The organism is Nanchangia anserum, from assembly GCF_015240065.1.
GTDB classification, from domain to species: domain Bacteria; phylum Actinomycetota; class Actinomycetes; order Actinomycetales; family Actinomycetaceae; genus Nanchangia; species Nanchangia anserum.
The window spans coordinates 781,393-798,130 of the sequence record NZ_CP060506.1; the positions used below are offsets into that span (position 1 = coordinate 781,393).

Consider the following 16,738-nt stretch of genomic DNA (forward strand, 5'->3'; position numbering starts at 1 on the left):
TATCGTGACGCTGAGCACCGCCGATGCCACTGACGTGGCCGTCGCCATCGCCGTGACTCGGACGGTACGTGGCACGCGATCGGCGATCGGTGCACCCACGGCGACGTGCTGTTGTCCGAGGGTGAGGTCGAAGACGGCAGCATCGAGTGTTGGGGACACTCGGCGCGCTTCGACCTCACACCGGCACGCCCACGCTGCCGGCGACGCACCCCCCGTATATCCGTTATCGATCGATGAGGACCGCGTCCTCGTCGACGTCGATCACCCAACTCAAGCGTAAGGAACCTATCGATATGTCGAGTCTGGAAATTAAGGACCTGGAAGTCTCGGTCGAGACCCAAGACGGCCCGAAGAATCCTCCACGGCGTCAACCTCGAGATCAAGGACGGCGAGATCCACGCGATCATGGGACCCAACGGGTCCGGAAAGTCGACGATGGCCTACGCGATCGCCGGCACCCCTCCTACGAGATCGAGGGCGGCGAAGTCCTCCTGGACGGCCACAACATCCTCGAGGGCAGCCCGACGAACGCGCGAAGGCCGGTCTGTTCCTCGCCATGCAGTACCCCGTGGAGGTCCCCGGCGTCACCGTGTCGAACTTCCTGCGCACGGCGCGCACGGCGATCGACGGCAAGGCCCCGGCGCTGCGTCGTGGGTGAAAATGAAGGAAGCGATGGAGCAGCTGCGCGTCGACCCGGCATTTGCCGAGCGCGACTTGAACGCCGGCTTCTCGGGCGGTGAGAAGAAGCGCCTGGAGATCCTCCAGATGCAGCTGCTGCACCCCAAGTTCGCCGTCCTCGACGAGACCGACTCGGGTCTCGACATCGACGCTCTGCGCGTCGTGTCCGAGGGCGTCAACCACGTGCACGACCAGGTTGGGTGCGGCGTCATGCCATCACCCACTACACGCGCATCCTCAACTACATCAAGCCCGACTACGTCCACGTCTTCGCCCGTGGTCGCGTCGTCGAATCGGGTGGCCCCGAGCTGGCCGAGATGCTCGAGCGCGACGGTTACGACAAGTACATCGAGGCGTAGCGAGGAGACACGATGAGCGAGTCGACGCGCCCGGCCATACCCCTGTCAGCGGACGAGGTGGCGCACCTGCGCAGCGAGTTTCCGCTGCTGGCGCGTACCGGGCGCGCCGGCTCGCCCATTACCTATCTCGATGCCTCGGCGACGTCGCAAAAGCCTCGGGTCGTCATCGATGCTGAGGCGGACTTCTACGCCCGCTCCAACGGCGCGGTCAACGGGGCACTCACGTGCTTGCCGACGAGGCGTCAGCGATCTACGAAGACGCCCGCGCCGCAGTAGCCGGCTTCGTCGGGGCCGACCCGGATGAGATCGCGTGGACGAAAAACGCGACCGAGGCGTTTAACGTCGTTGCCTATTCGCTGCTTGACGCCACGCTGGCCAAGCACGGGGCCTACCAGCTGGGCGAGGGCGCTCGGATCGTCGTCACACTGCGGAACACCACGCGAATCTCGTGCCCTGGCAGCGGCTGGCTGCGCGGGTGGGAGCGGAGTTTGCCTGGCTCGACCTCACCCCAGACGTCGCATCGACCTCGACACGCTCGACGTCATCACGCCGAATACGGCGGTCGTCGCCTTTACCCACCTGTCCAACGTCACGGGGGCGTTCTCGCCGGTTACCGATCGTCGCCGCCGCTCGCAACGTCGGCGCTCTCGTCGTCCTCGACACGTGCCAGTCTGCGGCTCACGTGCCGCTCGACCTGCATGCTCTCGACGTCGACGTCGCCGCACTGTCGGCGCACAAGATGTGCGGTCCGACGGGCATCGGGGCGTTGTACGTACGTCGCGAGGTCGCCGAGGCGCTTCCGCCGGCACTCGTCGGGGGATCGATGGTTGCCGACGTGGCGATGGAGACGACGACGTATCAGGATCCACCGCTGAAGTTCGAGGCGGGAACGCAGCCCGTCGCCCAAATCGCCGGCTGGAAGGCAGCCGTCGAGTTTCTCAGCGGCATCGGGATGGAGCGCGTGGCTGCGCACGAGCGGCACATTACCGAGGCGCTCATCGACGCGATCTCGGCCATCGATGGGGTGCGCCTGTTGGGACCGGCGCACACTCGCGATCGGGTTGCCGTCGCGGCGTTCACCCTCGGCGACGTCCACCCCCACGACATCGGCCAGGTTCTCGACGCCACGGACGTGGCCATCCGCGTCGGCCACCACTGCGCGATTCCTCTGCATCGTTTCTTTGGGGTGCGCGCCTCGGCGCGGGCCTCGGCCTCGCTGACGACAACGGTGGACGAGATCGACCGATTGGCTCGCGGCCTCGAGCAGGTTCGCCAGTTCTTTATAAGGTAGGCATCGTGCATTCGCTTGACCAGCTTTATCAACAGATCATTCTCGATCACGCCCAGGCTCGCACGGGCAGCGGCACGATCCCGGACACGGCGACGAATTCGTCGCACCAGGTGAACCCCACGTGCGGCGACGAGGTGACGCTGGCGCTGAGCCTCGGCACGGATGGGACAATCGATGATCTCGTGTGGGAAGGCGAGGGATGTTCGATCTCGCAGGCGTCGCTGTCGATGATGTGCGAACTCGTTGACGGCAAAACTCCCGCGGAAATCCGCGCTCTCGACGAGGCCTTTTCCACAATGATGCACTCGCGCGGTGGTGACGTTGACGACGACATCCTCGACACGCTTGGCGATGCCGCGAGTCTGCAGGGAACCTCGCAGTTCCCCAACCGCGTCAAATGCGCCTTGCTGGGATGGATGGCCCTGCGTGACGCCCTCGTTCACGCCGAGGGGGAGCGAAGGAGGAGAAGTGACGAACCCGATGGCAGACCCCGACCCCGTTCCTCAGCGCTTCGCCGAGGTTCCGGGTGAGCAGACTTCGACCCCGGCGGCAGCCGGGCCGGGAGGCATCACCGAGGAAGACGTTCGCGAGGCTCTGCGCGACGTCATCGATCCCGAACTCGGGATCAACATCGTCGATCTCGGCTTGCTCTACGGCGTCATTTTCAACGAGGACGGCTCGGTCATCCTCGATATGACGCTGACATCCGCGGCATGCCCCCTCACCGACGTCATCGAGAACCAGGTGCAGACGATCCTCGCCGGAATGGTGACGAGTGCCCGGGTGAACTGGGTGTGGATGCCGCCGTGGGGACCCGATCGCATCACCGAGGAAGGGCGCGACCAGCTGCGCGCCCTCGGCTTCAACGTCTAGTCGCTACCCGCCCGCGCTAGGGGTGGAGCGAGGCCGTGGCGAAGACGCGGACCTGGTAGGGCGCCAGGTCCACGGTCTCGGTCACGGCAGCGAGTGGCGCAGTTGCCCACGCGGTGATCTCGCTGAGGTCGTCCACCTCGGCGGCATCAATTCCCGTGGCCTGCCTCGCGCACCACGAGGTGACGACGACGACTCTGTGTGTTCCATGCGTGCGCTCATACGCGATGACGTCTGCATCACGCACGGGCAGGAATCGGACGTCCCCTTCGGTGAGGACTCGATGGCGCTTCCGCCACCGGATGAGGTCGCGGTAGAGGTGCCACAGGGAGGTTGGGTCACGTCGGGCCGCGGCGGCGTTGAGCTGGCGGAATGACGGTGGGATCGCCAGCCACGGCGTCGCCTCCGAAAACCCGCACGTCGCGGTGTCGTCCCAGGGCACGGGCACGCGTCCGTTGTCGCGTGAGCGCGCCTGAATAACCGCGAGGATGTCGTCGTCGCTCATGCCTCGCTCACGCAGGATACGCGCGTAATTGAGCGACTCAACATCGCGATAGTCGCTGAGCGAGCCGTAGCACGGATCGGGCAGCCCGAGTTCATCACCCTGGTAGATAAACGGAACACCGCGCATCGTGAAGGTGACGACGGCGAGCATGCGGGCGATCTGGTCGCGGTAGGCGCCGCCCGTCGTATCGAATCGGGTGAGCGCACGCGGTTGGTCGTGATTGTTCCAAAACAGCGCCTGACACCCGCCGCCGGCAGCCATGCCCTGCTGCCAGGTCGACAGCAATTCGCGCAGGCGAGGAATATCGGGGGCGCACACCGCCCACTTGTCCCCGTCGGCGTAGTCGACCTTGAGGTGGTGGAAGTTGAAGGTCATCGCCAACTCGTGAGACTGCGGGTTGGAGTAGCGCACACATTCCTCGAGACTCGTCGAGCTCATCTCGCCGACGGTGAGGTCCTCACCGATTCCCGCCCGATCCACGAGTTCGGCGATGTAGTCGTGCACGTGGGGACCGTCGGTATAGAACCGGCGGCCGTCGCCACTATCGTCGCTGATCCAGTGCTCAGGCTTGGAAATGAGATTGACGACATCGAAGCGGAAACCGGCGACGCCGCGGCGCTTCCACCATCGCACGACCTCGGCGACCTCGCGACGCACGGCGGGGTTATCCCAATTGAGGTCGGCCTGGGTGCGATCGAACAGGTGAAGGTACCACCGCTTTAGCTTGGGCACATACTCCCACGCAGGTCCCCGAATTTGGACTGCCAGTTTGTCGGGGGCTTGGTGGGCGAGCCCTCGACGAAGTGGTAGTAGTCCAGGTATGTGGGGTCCCCCGCGAGTGCGCGGCGGAACCACGGATGGCTCGTCGACGTGTGGTTAAACACCATGTCGAGGATGACGCCGATTCCGCGTTCGCGACCGGCGGCGATGAGTCGGTCGAGGTCGTCCAACGTTCCAAACTGGGGGTCGATGGCGCAGTAGTCGGCGACGTCGTAGCCGTTGTCGATCCCCGGCGAGGGAAAGACAGGCGTCAGCCACACGTAGTCGACCCCGAGGTCAGCGAGGTAGTCGAGCTTGCCGATCACTCCGGGCAGATCTCCCGTGCCCGTTGCCGTGGTGTCGGCAAACGAGCGCGGGTAGATCTGGTAGACGACGCTCGAGGAGAAGTCAGGCATCGACCGTCGCCTCGCTTGAGGTCGTCGCGATGACCGTTTCGCCGGCGACGGCGTCGAAGCCCGAGCGCAGGTCGAGCGGACCCGCTTCGCCCTCGGAGGTGATGATGACGGCGACCTGGTCGGACTTGCCGGCCTTCGCGATCGCGGCGCGGTCGAAGCTGATGAGCGGCTGGCCGCGCGTGACGCGATCCTTGCGCGCGACATGGCAGGTGAAGCCTTCCCCACCCATGGCGACGGTGTCGATGCCGACGTGGATGAGGACCTGGGTGCCATCGGTGAGAGTCAGGCCAACGGCGTGGCCGGTGTCGGCCATGGTGACGAGGACCGTGCCGTCGGCGGGGGCGAGGACGTCCTCGGTTGACGGGGTGATGGCGACGCCGCCGTCTCCGAGCGTTTTCTTCGCGAAGACCTCATCGGGCATCTCCTCAATGGGAACCACGGCGCCTGACACCGGTGCGGTCAGCGTGACGGAGCCGTCCTCAACGGGAGATTCGGCCGGGGAGTCGGCGCTGGTCGCGGCCCCGGCGGGGGCTGTGGCGATAGCGGCCGGGTCGGCGCCGGTGCGCTGGGTGGGGGTGAGGCGGCGCCGACCGATGACGTAGGTCAGCGCGAAGGACACGCCGATGGAGATGAGCATGGCGCCGGCGAAGGCCAACCAGAACGGGGGCTTGATCGACAAGATGCCGGGAAGGCCACCGACGCCGATGCTCGCCGCCTCGACCGAGAAGCCAACCGAGAACATGGCCGCGCAGGCCGAGGCGATCATGCCGCAGATGAGGGGGAACTTGTACTTCAGGGACACGCCGAACAGCGCCGGCTCGGTGACGCCGAGATAGCATAGCAGGAGATGCAGGCGGGCACGTTGACCTGCTGGGCGCGCTCGTTGCGCCGTTGCAGCACGGACATGGCGAGGACCGCCGACCCCTGGGCGATGTTGGACAGCGCAATCATCGGCCACAACAGCGTGCCGCCGTAGGCGGTGACGAGCTGGGTGTCGATGGCGTTGGTCATGTGGTGCAGCCCGGTCATGACGACGGGGGCGTAGAGGAAGCCGAATAGGGCGGCAAACAGCAGTCGGAGAGGGGAGAAGAGCCCCGCGTAGACCGCCGCCGCGATGGCGTCGCCGATCCACCAGCCGATAGGACCGACGATGACGTGGGCGAGGAAAACGGCGGGGACGAGCGAGAAGACGGGCACGACGATCATCGACACGACTTCCGGGCAGATCCGCTTGATGCCCCGCTCGAGGTAAACGAGCACGAAGGCGGCGAGGATCGCCGTGATGACCTGCCCCTGGTAGCCGATCATCTGCACCTGCGCGAAACCGAAGTCCCACACGGGGATGTCCTTGGCCGGGGTATCGGCGACCGCGAATCCGTTGAGCAGCTGGGGCGAGACGAGCGTGAGGCCGAGGACGATGCCGAGCATCTGGGTGGTGCCCATCTTGCGGGTCACCGACCAGCAGATTCCCACGGGCAGGAGGTGGAAGACGGCCTCACCGATGAGCCACAGGAACGAACCGATCCCGGCCCAGAACTGGGAGACGTCGGCGGGCGTGAGGGTCCCGGCGTCCAGCGAGAAGCCCCCGGCCTCGGTGAACATCGGCACCGAGGTGATGACGTTGCGGAAACCGAGGACGAGACCGCCGCAGATAAAAGCGGGAATGATCGGGGCGAAGATCTCCCCGAGATTACTCATGACCTTTTGCGCGACGTTCTGGTTCGACCGCGCCGCAGCCTTGACCTGGTCCTTCGATCCGCCGCTCACGCCGGAGACGTCGATGAAGTCGGCGTAGAAGTCCGCGACCGCGTTACCGATGATGACCTGGAACTGACCGGCCTGCGTGAAGCTGCCCTTGACCGAGGGGAGGTCCTCGATGCCGTCGATATCGGCCTTCTTGGGGTCGACCAGGGCGAAACGCATGCGCGTCATGCAGTGGCTGACGGCGCTGATATTGTCGGCGCCGCCGACGAGCGCGAGGAGCGCCTGCGCGTCATCGCGAAATTTCCCCATGGGGTTCTCCTCTCACCGGGGAGGTCACACTCCATTGATGCAACCTATGTGAATAAGTTGATCGTAAAGCGCGGCGCGGTGCGAGGGTAGCTATTTGAATAAGTCGCCTCGTGGCGTTTGTCACGTTCGGCTGTCCTACACTTGGCCCCATGCGTCGACGCTACGATCAGATTTTCACCGACCTGCTCGCCGACCTCGAAAAAGGAACCCCGGCCTTCGGTGAGTACCTGCCCTCAGAGGCCCAGTTGACGCAGCGTTTCTCGTGCTCGAATAACACGGTGCGGCGGGCGCTGCGGATGCTCAACGAGCGCGGCTACGTTCAGCCCGTGCCCGGCAAGGGTGTGCGCGTGGCCTACCGGCCGACCCCGCGTCCCGATTTGGCGCTGGGGGGCATCGAGTCTTTTGCCGAGGTGACGAAGCGCCACGGGCGCGACGTGCGCACCCGCGTCGTGTCGTTGACGACCGTGCACGCGAGTCCCTCGCTGGCTGAGCGCTCCGGGTTTGCCCCCGGGGAGACTCTGACCCGTGTCGAGCGAGTGCGAATCATCGATTCGGCGGCGCTGATTCTCGATACCTCGTTCTTTTCTCTCAGCCTCGTCGGGGGCCTCACCGGTGAGATCGCCGAAGACTCGATCTATCGCCATCTTGAGCACACGCTGGGTATGCGCGTCGCCTTGTCGAAGCGCTCCATCACCGTCGAGGCGGCGACCTCGCGCGATCGGTCGTTGCTCGACCTCGGCGACGCCAGTGTCGTTGTCGTCGTCACCTCCGAGACCTTCGATCACCTGGGCAACCTCATCGAGTACACGGTGTCGCGCCACCACCCCGACTCCTTTTGCTTTCGCACGACAGCGGTGCGCGAGAACGTTTAGCGGGGCGGCTAGGATGGTGGGCTGTGATCACCGCTTCCCACCTCAGCGTCCGTATCGGCGCTCGCGTATTGGTGGCCGACGCGTCGTTTCGTATCGATAAGGGCGACAAGGTCGGCTTCGTTGGCCGTAACGGTGCGGGGAAGACGACGACGATGACCCTGCTGGCCGGGCGCGTCGACGACGAGGGGGTCATCGAGCACGACGGTCAGCTCAGCCGCCGCGGTACCCTGGCCTACCTCGAACAAAACCCCGATACGGGGGCAACAGAGAAGACCGGACTCGAACGCATCATGGCGGTGCGCGGACTCGATGCCCTGGCGGCGAGGATTCGGCGCGCCGAGGAGGCGATGGCCACCTCCGAGGGGGAGGCCCTGGCCAAGGCGATGGAGCGCTACGCGCGCGTCGATCACGAGTTCGAGCAGGCCGGCGGTTGGGCGGCGAAATCCGAGGCCCTCCACATCGCCGCCAATCTCGGTCTTGATGAGGCCACGCTCGCTCAGCCGTTGCCGACCCTGTCGGGCGGTCAGCGGCGGCGCGTCGAGCTCGCCCGCTGCCTCTTCTCCGGGGCCGACACGCTGCTGCTCGACGAGCCGACAAACCACCTCGATCACGACTCCATCGTGTGGCTGCGCGACTTCATTCGCTCCTATTCCGGCGGCGTCCTCATCATCTCCCACTCCGTCGACCTGCTGCGCGAGACCGTCAATCAGGTGCTCTACCTCGATGCCACCCGCGCGCGTCTCGACGTGTACAACATGGGCTGGGACGCCTACATGCGCCAGCGCAGCGACGACGAGCGGCGGCGTCGCCGCGAGCGCGCCAACGCCGTGAAGAAGGCCGAGGCGTTGCGCCTACAGGGCGAGAAGATGCGGGCGAAGGCGACCAAGGCCGTTGCCGCCCAACAGATGCTGCGCCGCGCCCAGGAGCTCCTGGACGATCTCGAGCCCGAGACCGGCCCGGACAAGGTTGCCCGGCTGAGGTTTCCCACGCCCGCGGCGTGTGGGAAGGTCCCCCTCAGCGCGCAGGGACTGGCCAAGAGCTACGGTTCTCTCGAGGTTTTTGCCGGCGTCGACCTCGCCATCGACCGCGGGTCGAAGGTCGTCGTTCTCGGCATGAACGGTGCCGGCAAGACCACTTTGCTGCGACTGCTCATGGGGATCGAACAGCCAGACGCCGGCACGATCGTGGCGGGAGTGGGGCTGAAGGTGGGCTATTACGCCCAGGAACACGAGACCCTCGACGACACGCGCTCGGTTTACGGCAACCTCGCGGCGGTGGCACCCGACCTCGATGAGACCCATGTGCGCAACATTCTCGGGCAGTTCCTGTTCTCGGGCGCTGACGCCGATAAGCCCGCAGCGGTCCTGTCAGGCGGCGAGAAGACGCGCCTGGCGTTAGCGACGCTCGTGACGTCAGCGGCCAACGTGCTGCTCCTCGATGAGCCGACAAATAATCTCGACCCGGCTAGCCGCGAGGAAATTCTTCAGGCCTTGCGAACCTACGCCGGTGCCGTCGTGCTCGTCACCCACGATCCCGGCGCGGTCGAAGCGCTCGACCCCGATCGCGTGCTCATCCTGCCCGATGGCGACGAGGATCTGTGGAGTGAGGAGTACTTGGACTACGTCACACTGACCTAGGACAACGCGCGCTAAGCGAGCTCGACGGGAATAATAGGTGAGCACAACGAAGGGTGCTCTCGTCTGCCCGAAGGAGTGTCGTGTTTCTCGCGATCAAGGAAATCCTCCATCAGAAGACTCGCTACGCCGCCATCACCCTGGTGGTCTTTCTCGTCAGCTACCTCGTGTACTTTCTCACCGGGCTTGCCTTCGGGTTGGCCTCGTCTTACACGGAAGTCATCGATACGTGGTCGGCGAAGACGGTGACCCTGGCTAAGGATGCCAACAAGTCGGCGCTGGCCTCGAGGCTGTCAACATCGGCGCTGAGGGGCCTGCCCGAGGACGCCGCCGGGATCTCCTTTGTGCCGGCCGCGATCGACGATCGCTCCGAGGGGGCTGACGGCGAGCGGATCAACGTCTTTATCGCCGGTGTCGATGAGCGGCTGCGTCCGCACCTGCAAAAGGGCCGGTGGGGGCGCGAAGCGAGCGAAGTCGTCATCGATCCGACGCTTGAGCGTGCAGGCTGGCACGTTGGCGACCGGCTTGAGCTGCCCGAAGCCACGGCGCGCATCGTCGGAGTATCCGAGCCTGCTCGGTTCCAGGCATCCCCCCGTCATGGTTGCGGGAAGCGACATCGCCGACATCGCCGGCCCCCAGGGCAGGGATCTCACGAGCATCATCGTGTCGGAGTCGGGCGCGGGCCTGCCGAGCACAATTGGTGGGGTCGACGTCGAGACCATTCCCGTTGACAACTTCATCGATGAGCTCCCGGGCTATCGCGCCCAATACTTGACGTTCAGCCTGATGATCGGTGCCCTCATCGTCATTTTGTCGCTCGTGTTGGGGATCTTCATGTACGTTCTCACCCTGCAAAAGTCCCATGTTTTCGGGGTGATGAAAGCCCAGGGGGTGCCGACGAGCTATATCGCCCGCGCCGGTGCGGCACAGACCTTGCTGATATCCCTGTGCGGTGTTGCCCTCGGGGCGGCGGCAGCGCTGGGCAGTGGCGGCGCGTTGCGGGGCGCCGTGCCCTTTGCCGTGTCGTGGCCGCTCTTCGCCGCTCTCAGCGCGGCGTTCGTCGTGTTCACACTGCTGGGCAGCCTGTTCCCCATCCGCGTGATTTCGCGGATTGATCCGATGACGGCGATTGGGTAGCACCATGATCACACTGACCGATGTTTCCAAGGACTACACGCAGGGATCCGAGACGATCCATGCCCTCAAGCCGACGACACTGACCATCCCTGATGGCGAGTTCTGTGCCATCCTCGGCCCGTCGGGCTCCGGCAAGTCGACGCTGTTGACCATCATGGGCGGGCTGCTGACGCCGAGCACGGGACAGGTATGCATTGACGACGTCGATCTCACGGAGATTTCGCGCAAAGAGCTGTCGCGTCAGCGCTTCACCAAGCTCGGGTTCATCTTGCAGTCGTCTTCGCTCGTGCCTTTCCTGACCGTGCGCGATCAGATGGTCTTCCACGCGAAGGTCGCCGGGACCACGCCGGATACGCGTCGGCGCGACGAACTCATGGACCGTCTCGACATCGCGTCGCTGGCCGGAAAATACCCCGATGCCCTCTCCGGCGGGGAACGCCAGCGCGTGGCGATCGCCACGGCACTCATGCACGACCCCGCCGTCATCCTCGCCGATGAGCCGACGGCCGCCCTCGACACGGCACGCGCCTTCGAGACCGTGAAGCTGTTGCGCGATCTCACCCACGAGGATGGACGCGCCACCATCATGGTTACCCACGACGAGAGGCTCATCGACTACTGCGACGCCGTCTACCGCATGTACGACGGTGAACTCACCCGCGACACGACGGCTAGGCGGGGGCGTGATGGCGAGCGCGCAGACGGCAGCGGCCGCCAGCAAGCTCATCCCATCTGCCGCGCCATTCGAGAACGAATGCCGTGGCTGTGCCCACCGCGCCGATCGAATCGTCGCGGGTAAGCTCCCACGCACACGCCCCGATGGTCGGCTGGTGCCCGACGACCACGACGTCGGTGTGGCCGGGGTCGAATCCCCGCACGTAGGCGACGACGTCGTCCCACCAGGCATCGTAGAGATTGTCGACGCTCACGAGATCGCACGGGCCCAGCTGTTCGGCGAGCGCCCGAGCCGTCTGCGTCGTGCGCCGGGCCGAGGAGTGATGGATAGCCTGGGGTGCGATGACGGAACTGAGTGAGCGGCCGAGGGCATCGGCCTGACGCGTACCGGTGGCCGTGAGCGGACGCTTGTGGTCGACGCCAAAACCCGACCCGGCTTGGGCATGGCGGACGAGCGTGAGGGTGCGTAGTGTCGTCATAGGCTCATGGTAGTTAGGGGAGGGAAGTTATGGCGCTTACGGCAGGACCGGCTGACGATATCTGCTCGGCGCGCGGGTGCGAGGCCGACGCCCGGTGGGCCGTCGTGTGGTCGAATCCTGCGCTGCCGACCCGCCGGGAGAAGACGTGGCTGGCCTGCGACGAGCACCGCGACTACCTGCACTCCTATCTGGCCTATCGCTCGTTTCCCGTGCGCGACGTTCCCTTTGAGGACGTGCGCGCGTCCGAGTCTCATTGACGTGCGCCGGCGGCGACACACCCTGACAGGCGAGTCGCCGCCGGCGGTATAGGCGCTCAGCGCATCCGGAGTGGTTTACGGGTGCACGATTGAACCCTTGGGAACAACGGTGATTCCCGATTCGGTGACGGTGAATCCGCGAGCCCGGTCGCGCTCCGGATCGACGCCGATCGTCGCGTTTTCCTCGACGACGACGTCCTTGTCGAGGATCGACTTGGCGACGACGGTATGGCGGCCAATGCGCGTGTTGTGCATGAGGACCGATTCGGAGACCGAGGAATAGGAATGGACGTAGGTTCCCGGCGACAGAATCGAGTGCTCGACGTTGCCACCGGAAATGATGACGCCGTTGGAGACGATCGAGTCGATGGCGACACCGCGCCGGTCGGCGTCGTTGAAGGTCGTCTTTGCCGGCGGCAGCCACGCGTCGGCCTTCGTATAGGTGGGCCACTCGAAGTTGTAGAGGTTGAACACGGGGTGGACCGAAATGAGGTCCATGTGGGCGTCGTAGAACGCATCCAGCGTGCCGACGTCACGCCAGTAGTCGCGGTCGCGTTCGGTGGCACCGGGGACCTCGTTGTCGATGAAGTCGTAGCAGTTGACCCCGCCGTGCTCGACGAAATAGGGGACGATGTCGCCGCCCATGTCGTGGGCCGAGTCCTCGTTGGCGGCGTCGCGCTCAAGGGCCTCGATGAGGTCCTTGGTCGTGAACACGTAGTTGCCCATGGAGGCGAGGATCTTCGTCGGGTCGTCGCTCAGCCCCTCGCAGTGGGTGGGCTTTTCGAGGAAGGCCTTGACATCGCCGCCATCCTGGTCGATGACGCCGAAGGCACTGGACAGCTCGATGGGCTGGCGGATCCCGGCGATGGTGCACGGCTTACCCGAGGCGATGTGGGACTCGACCATCTGGGAGAAGTCCATGCGGTAGATGTTGTCGGCGCCGACGATAACGAGATAGTCCGGCTTTTCATCACGCACGGCATTGAGCGATTGGTAAACGGCGTCTCCCGAGCCGAGGTACCAGTGTTTACCCTGGCGCTGCTGGGCGGGAATGGGGGCGACATAATTGCCGAGGTTGGCCGACATCCGCCAGGTTTGGACGATGTGACGGTCGAGGGAGTGCGACTTGTACTGGGTGAGAACAATCGTGCGCAAATAGCCCGAGTTGACGAGGTTCGACAGGGCGAAATCAATGAGTCGGTAGTGGCCACCGAAGGGAACGGCGGGTTTGGCGCGATCGAGGGTCAAAGGCATGAGCCGTTTACCCTCGCCGCCTGCGAGGACGATTGCGAGGACATTGTTCTTAGCCATATCTGCAGCCTAGGGTTTATCGATCGCCCGCGGGCGCGTTTGAGATCCGTTAGTGTGGCAATATCCCCGCGATCGATCGGGCGTGGCCCGTATGCAGAAAGGTGTCGACCATGAGGGTGGACCTGCTCAGCCGTGAATTTCCCCCGCACGTGTATGGCGGTGCTGGCGTCCATGTCACCGAACTCGCCAAGGTTCTTCGCGACCACGTCGACGTTCATGTCCACGCGTTCGATGGTCCGCGCTGCGAGGATGGGGTAACGGGGTACGACTACTGCGCCGAGCAGGCCGATGACAACGCCGCGTTGAAGACCCTGGGCGTCGATCTGTGCATGGCGCAGCGCACCGAGGGAGCCGACCTCGTTCACTCCCACACGTGGTACGCGAACATGGCGGGGCACTGGTCGAAACTCATGCACGACATTCCTCACGTGGTGACGGCCCACTCGCTCGAGCCACTGCGCCCGTGGAAGGCCGAGCAGCTGGGCGGGGGATACCGGGTGTCGTCGTGGGCCGAGAAGACGGCTTACGAAGGAGCAGACGCCGTCATCGCCGTGTCGCACGGGATGCGAGACGACATCTTGCGCTGTTATCCCTCGCTCGATCCCGATCGCGTTCGGGTAATTCACAACGGTCTCGACCTTGACGACTGGGCGCTGCCGAGCGACGACGCCGCGATCGAGGCGACGCTGGCCCAACACGGGATCGACAGGGACGCCCCCACGGTCGCCTTCGTCGGGCGGATCACCCGGCAAAAGGGTCTGCCGCACCTGCTGCGGGCACTGCGGCGCGTTCCCGAGGACACCCAGATCGTCTTGTGTGCGGGGGCTCCCGATACCGAGGGCATTAAGCGCGAGGTGGACGAGCTGGTGGCCGAGTTGCGCGAGGAACGCTCGCGCGTCATCCTCATCCCCGACATGCTGCCCCACGACGACGTCGTCAACATCTTGTCGCAGGCCACCGTCTTCGTCACCCCGTCGGTGTACGAACCCATGGGGATCGTCAACCTCGAGGCCGCGGCGATGGAGCTGCCCGTCGTCGGAACGAAGACCGGCGGCATCCCCGATTGCATCGACGACGGCGTCACCGGCTATCTCGTGCCGATCGACCAGAAGACCGACGGCACGGGTACCCCACTCGACCCCGAGAAGTTCGAGGCCGACATGGCCGAGCGCATCAACGCGCTGCTCGCCGATCCCGAGCTGGCCCGGCGCATGGGCAAGGCGGGGCGCGCACGCGTCGAGGAGCACTTCACGTGGACCGCTGTCGCCGAGGAAACGGTCGCCCTCTATCGCTCGCTCGTGTGAGTCGGGCCTGCCGCGCGGTGCGTGAGGCGGATTCCCCGTAAGGTAGACCACATGGAATCCCTGGTCGAACTCGATGACGTCAGCGTTGTCCGCGGCGGCAACCCGCTGCTGTCTCACGTCACCTGGCAGGCCGAATCCGGCCAGCACTGGGTGATCTTCGGACCCAACGGGGCGGGCAAGACGACGCTCGTGTCGATGCTTGCCGCGCGCCTGTTTCCCACCGAGGGGGCGGTGAGCATCCTCGGCGAGGAGCTGGGCAACGTCGAGACCCAAGAGATTCACGAACGCGTCGGGTTCTGCTCGTCGGCACTGCTCAAGACCATCGACCCGTCGGTGTGCGTGCGCGACATCGTGCTGTCGGCGGCCTACGGCACGTTGGTGAAGATCCACTACCAGAGCTATGAACAGGTCGACGAGGCCCGCGCCGACTGGTTGATGAAGAACTTCGGGATCTCTCACCTGGCGCAGCGGCATTTCGCCACCCTGTCCGATGGGGAACGACAGCGCGTCCTCATTTGCCGCGCGCTCATGGCCGATCCCGAGATCCTCATTCTCGACGAGCCGGCCGCCGGCGTGGACCTGGGGGCACGCGAGATCCTCATGGGGGCGCTCGCGGAGCTCGCGTCGGCCCCGACGTCGCCGATGATGATCATGGTGACCCACCACGTCGAGGAAATCCCACCGGGATTCACCCACGCACTCATGCTTAAGGACGGTCGCATCGTCACCTCGGGTGAACTTGAGGACGTATTGACGTCGAAGAACCTGTCCGAGACGTTTTCCATGTATCTGCGCGCCGGGCGTCACGACGACCAGCGCTGGTGGGCACACGGGTAAGCCATGGATCGCCAACAAGACGAGGTGCTGCGCCTCATTGCCCAAAAGGACGTCCGCTACCTGCGGTTGTGGTTCACCGACGTGCTCGGCAAGCTCAAGTCGGTGGCCATCGACCCGGCCGAGCTAGAAAAAGCCTTCAGCGAGGGCATCGGCTTTGACGGATCGACCATCGAGGGATTCACCCGCGTATACGAATCCGACATGCTGCTCTATCCCGACGCCTCGACCTTTCAGCTGTTGTCGTGGCGTCACGACGACGTCGCGGTCGGGCGGATGTTCTGCGACGTCATGACGCCGCTGGACGAGCCGGCCCGCGCTGACCCGCGCGGCGTGCTCGAGCGCCAGCTCGCGAAGGCCGCCGAAGCGGGATTCGTCTTCCACGTCCACCCCGAGATCGAGTTCTACCTGCTCAAACCTCCGGCAAGCCTCGACGCACCGCTGGAACCGATCGATCGGGCCGGCTACTTCGACCACGTCTCGCGCGGGGGCTCCAACGACTTTCGTCGCCGCGCCGTCGAGGCGCTAGAGAACATGGGGATCTCGGTCGAGTTCAGCCACCACGAGGGCGGTCCCGGCCAAAACGAAATCGATCTGCGCGCCACGGATGCTCTCAGCGCCGCCGACAACATCATGACGTTCCGAGCCGTCGTCTCCGACATCGCCCTGCAAGAAGGCATGCTCGCGACATTCATGCCCAAACCCCTCATCGACGCCCCCGGCTCGGCGATGCACCTGCATATGTCGCTATTCGAGGGCGAGCGCAACGCCTTCTTTGACGGGGCCGGCCAATACCAGCTCTCGGCGACGGGACGCTCGTTCATGGCCGGCATCCTCTGCCACGCCGCCGAGCTGTCGGTCATCACCAACCAGTACGTCAACTCGTATAAGCGCCTCTACGGCGGGGGAGAAGCGCCCTGCTACGTGTGCTGGGGACACAACAACCGCTCGGCGCTCGTGCGCGTGCCGCTGTACAAACCCGACAAACCCAAGGCCGCGCGCATCGAATACCGCGCCACCGACTCCTCGGCCAATCCTTACCTCGCGCTCGCGGCCCTGTTGGCGGCGGGAATGAAGGGGGTCGAGGAAGGGTACCGCCTGCCCGAGGAGGCCGAGGACAACGTGTGGGAACTCTCCGGTGCCGAACGCCGCGCCCTGGGGATCGCCGAGCTGCCCCATTCGCTACAGGAGGCCCTCGTCCACTTCCGCCGTTCCGAACTCATGGCCACGACGCTGGGCGAGGAGGTGTTCGCCTTCGTGCTGCGAAATAAGGAGCACGAGTGGCGTGATTACTCTCAGCAGATCACGCCCAAAGAAATCGCGCGCTTCATCTCGCTGTCCTGA

General features: G+C 65.1%; 17 protein-coding genes and 4 pseudogenes. 16 read left to right on the plus strand and 5 right to left on the minus strand.

Going from position 1 to position 16,738, the window contains the following annotated elements:
• Nucleotides 1-105: 105 nt before the first annotated feature.
• From H8R18_RS03595 to H8R18_RS03615, 7 genes and pseudogenes are all read left to right on the plus strand, one after another.
• Nucleotides 106-237 (plus strand): Rieske (2Fe-2S) protein, encoded by a 132-nt coding sequence (locus H8R18_RS03595; RefSeq protein ID WP_265087398.1) that lies wholly within the window; start codon nt 106-108, stop codon nt 235-237.
• Nucleotides 238-405: 168 nt separating this feature from the next.
• Nucleotides 406-747 (plus strand): annotated as a pseudogene (locus tag H8R18_RS09925) (ATP-binding cassette domain-containing protein); the annotation flags it as partial.
• A 131-nt stretch (nt 748-878) separates the two neighbouring features.
• Nucleotides 879-1,037, plus strand: a complete 159-nt coding sequence (locus H8R18_RS09930; RefSeq protein WP_227712871.1) for a hypothetical protein — start codon at nt 879-881, stop codon at nt 1,035-1,037.
• A gap of 12 nt (nt 1,038-1,049) precedes the next feature.
• Nucleotides 1,050-1,354: pseudogene (locus H8R18_RS09175) on the plus strand (aminotransferase class V-fold PLP-dependent enzyme); the annotation flags it as partial.
• Nucleotides 1,355-1,485: 131 nt separating this feature from the next.
• Nucleotides 1,486-2,328, plus strand: a complete 843-nt coding sequence (locus H8R18_RS03605; protein ID WP_227712872.1) for an aminotransferase class V-fold PLP-dependent enzyme — start codon at nt 1,486-1,488, stop codon at nt 2,326-2,328.
• A 5-nt stretch (nt 2,329-2,333) separates the two neighbouring features.
• Nucleotides 2,334-2,858 (plus strand): Fe-S cluster assembly sulfur transfer protein SufU, encoded by a 525-nt coding sequence (sufU, locus tag H8R18_RS03610; protein WP_194189384.1) that lies wholly within the window; start codon nt 2,334-2,336, stop codon nt 2,856-2,858.
• On the plus strand, nt 2,797-3,201 hold the full coding sequence (locus tag H8R18_RS03615) for a metal-sulfur cluster assembly factor (RefSeq protein ID WP_191070762.1): 405 nt from the start codon (nt 2,797-2,799) through the stop codon (nt 3,199-3,201). The genes sufU and H8R18_RS03615 overlap by 62 nt, the downstream gene beginning before the upstream one ends.
• 16 nt (nt 3,202-3,217) lie before the next feature.
• On the opposite strand, the pseudogene H8R18_RS09530 reads toward H8R18_RS03615, so the two are convergent.
• The 3 genes and pseudogenes from H8R18_RS09530 to treB form a co-directional block, all read right to left on the minus strand.
• Nucleotides 3,218-4,878, minus strand: a pseudogene (locus H8R18_RS09530) (alpha,alpha-phosphotrehalase).
• A complete protein-coding gene (locus H8R18_RS09185; RefSeq protein WP_227712873.1) occupies nt 4,871-5,680 on the minus strand; it encodes a PTS sugar transporter subunit IIA in 810 nt (269 codons plus the stop codon). Before H8R18_RS09185 ends, H8R18_RS09530 begins: the two are co-directional and overlap by 8 nt.
• The gene (gene treB / locus H8R18_RS09190) at nt 5,671-6,891 is read right to left on the minus strand and encodes a PTS trehalose transporter subunit IIBC (RefSeq protein ID WP_227712874.1); all 1,221 of its coding nucleotides are present in this window, start codon (nt 6,889-6,891) and stop codon (nt 5,671-5,673) included. Before treB ends, H8R18_RS09185 begins: the two co-directional genes overlap by 10 nt.
• Before the next feature lie 149 nt (nt 6,892-7,040).
• Here treB and H8R18_RS03630 point away from each other — a divergent pair, with 149 nt between their 5' ends.
• The 5 genes from H8R18_RS03630 (at nt 7,041) to H8R18_RS03650 (ending at nt 11,333) form a co-directional block, all read left to right on the plus strand.
• On the plus strand, nt 7,041-7,763 hold the full coding sequence (locus H8R18_RS03630; protein ID WP_191070765.1) for a UTRA domain-containing protein: 723 nt from the start codon (nt 7,041-7,043) through the stop codon (nt 7,761-7,763).
• Between the two features lie 23 nt (nt 7,764-7,786).
• A complete protein-coding gene (locus H8R18_RS03635) occupies nt 7,787-9,400 on the plus strand; it encodes an ABC-F family ATP-binding cassette domain-containing protein (protein WP_191070766.1) in 1,614 nt (537 codons plus the stop codon).
• 80 nt (nt 9,401-9,480) lie between these two features.
• Nucleotides 9,481-10,128, plus strand: a complete 648-nt coding sequence (locus H8R18_RS03640) for a hypothetical protein (RefSeq protein WP_194189385.1) — start codon at nt 9,481-9,483, stop codon at nt 10,126-10,128.
• Nucleotides 10,061-10,534, plus strand: a complete 474-nt coding sequence (locus H8R18_RS03645) for an FtsX-like permease family protein (protein ID WP_194189386.1) — start codon at nt 10,061-10,063, stop codon at nt 10,532-10,534. The genes H8R18_RS03640 and H8R18_RS03645 overlap by 68 nt, the downstream gene beginning before the upstream one ends.
• Before the next feature lie 4 nt (nt 10,535-10,538).
• Nucleotides 10,539-11,333: an ABC transporter ATP-binding protein gene (locus tag H8R18_RS03650; RefSeq protein ID WP_191070768.1), complete on the plus strand. Its 795-nt coding sequence runs from the start codon at nt 10,539-10,541 to the stop codon at nt 11,331-11,333.
• Nucleotides 11,334-11,454: 121 nt separating this feature from the next.
• On the opposite strand, the pseudogene H8R18_RS09195 reads toward H8R18_RS03650, so the two are convergent.
• Nucleotides 11,455-11,688 (minus strand): annotated as a pseudogene (locus H8R18_RS09195) (SixA phosphatase family protein); the annotation flags it as partial.
• Between the two features lie 29 nt (nt 11,689-11,717).
• Between H8R18_RS09195 and H8R18_RS03655 the strand changes: the two are divergent.
• A complete protein-coding gene (locus tag H8R18_RS03655) occupies nt 11,718-11,945 on the plus strand; it encodes a hypothetical protein (RefSeq protein WP_191070769.1) in 228 nt (75 codons plus the stop codon).
• Nucleotides 11,946-12,020: 75 nt separating this feature from the next.
• Here H8R18_RS03655 and glgC read toward each other — a convergent pair whose 3' ends face one another.
• Nucleotides 12,021-13,256, minus strand: coding sequence for a glucose-1-phosphate adenylyltransferase (gene glgC / locus H8R18_RS03660; protein ID WP_191070770.1), 1,236 nt, complete (start codon nt 13,254-13,256; stop codon nt 12,021-12,023).
• Nucleotides 13,257-13,366: 110 nt separating this feature from the next.
• Here glgC and glgA point away from each other — a divergent pair, with 110 nt between their 5' ends.
• The 3 genes from glgA to H8R18_RS03675 are packed head-to-tail and all read left to right on the plus strand — an operon-like array spanning nt 13,367 to nt 16,738.
• On the plus strand, nt 13,367-14,560 hold the full coding sequence (glgA, locus tag H8R18_RS03665; protein WP_191070771.1) for a glycogen synthase: 1,194 nt from the start codon (nt 13,367-13,369) through the stop codon (nt 14,558-14,560).
• A gap of 51 nt (nt 14,561-14,611) precedes the next feature.
• Nucleotides 14,612-15,397 carry an ABC transporter ATP-binding protein gene (locus tag H8R18_RS03670; RefSeq protein ID WP_191070772.1) on the plus strand — a complete coding sequence of 262 codons (786 nt, stop codon included), beginning with the start codon at nt 14,612-14,614 and terminating at the stop codon, nt 15,395-15,397.
• A 3-nt stretch (nt 15,398-15,400) separates the two neighbouring features.
• Nucleotides 15,401-16,738, plus strand: coding sequence for a glutamine synthetase family protein (locus tag H8R18_RS03675; RefSeq protein ID WP_191070773.1), 1,338 nt, complete (start codon nt 15,401-15,403; stop codon nt 16,736-16,738).

What these genes read in the sequence shown, in the direction of transcription:
- treB (WP_227712874.1), bottom strand. Translation starts at nt 6,891, where the DNA reads ATGGGGAAATTTCGCGATGACGCGCAGGCGCTCCTCGCGCTCGTCGGC.
- H8R18_RS03630 (WP_191070765.1), top strand. Translation starts at nt 7,041, where the DNA reads ATGCGTCGACGCTACGATCAGATTTTCACCGACCTGCTCGCCGACCTC.
- H8R18_RS03650 (WP_191070768.1), top strand. Translation starts at nt 10,539, where the DNA reads ATGATCACACTGACCGATGTTTCCAAGGACTACACGCAGGGATCCGAG.
- H8R18_RS03655 (WP_191070769.1), top strand. Translation starts at nt 11,718, where the DNA reads ATGGCGCTTACGGCAGGACCGGCTGACGATATCTGCTCGGCGCGCGGG.
- glgC (WP_191070770.1), bottom strand. Translation starts at nt 13,256, where the DNA reads ATGGCTAAGAACAATGTCCTCGCAATCGTCCTCGCAGGCGGCGAGGGT.
- glgA (WP_191070771.1), top strand. Translation starts at nt 13,367, where the DNA reads ATGAGGGTGGACCTGCTCAGCCGTGAATTTCCCCCGCACGTGTATGGC.
- H8R18_RS03670 (WP_191070772.1), top strand. Translation starts at nt 14,612, where the DNA reads ATGGAATCCCTGGTCGAACTCGATGACGTCAGCGTTGTCCGCGGCGGC.
- H8R18_RS03675 (WP_191070773.1), top strand. Translation starts at nt 15,401, where the DNA reads ATGGATCGCCAACAAGACGAGGTGCTGCGCCTCATTGCCCAAAAGGAC.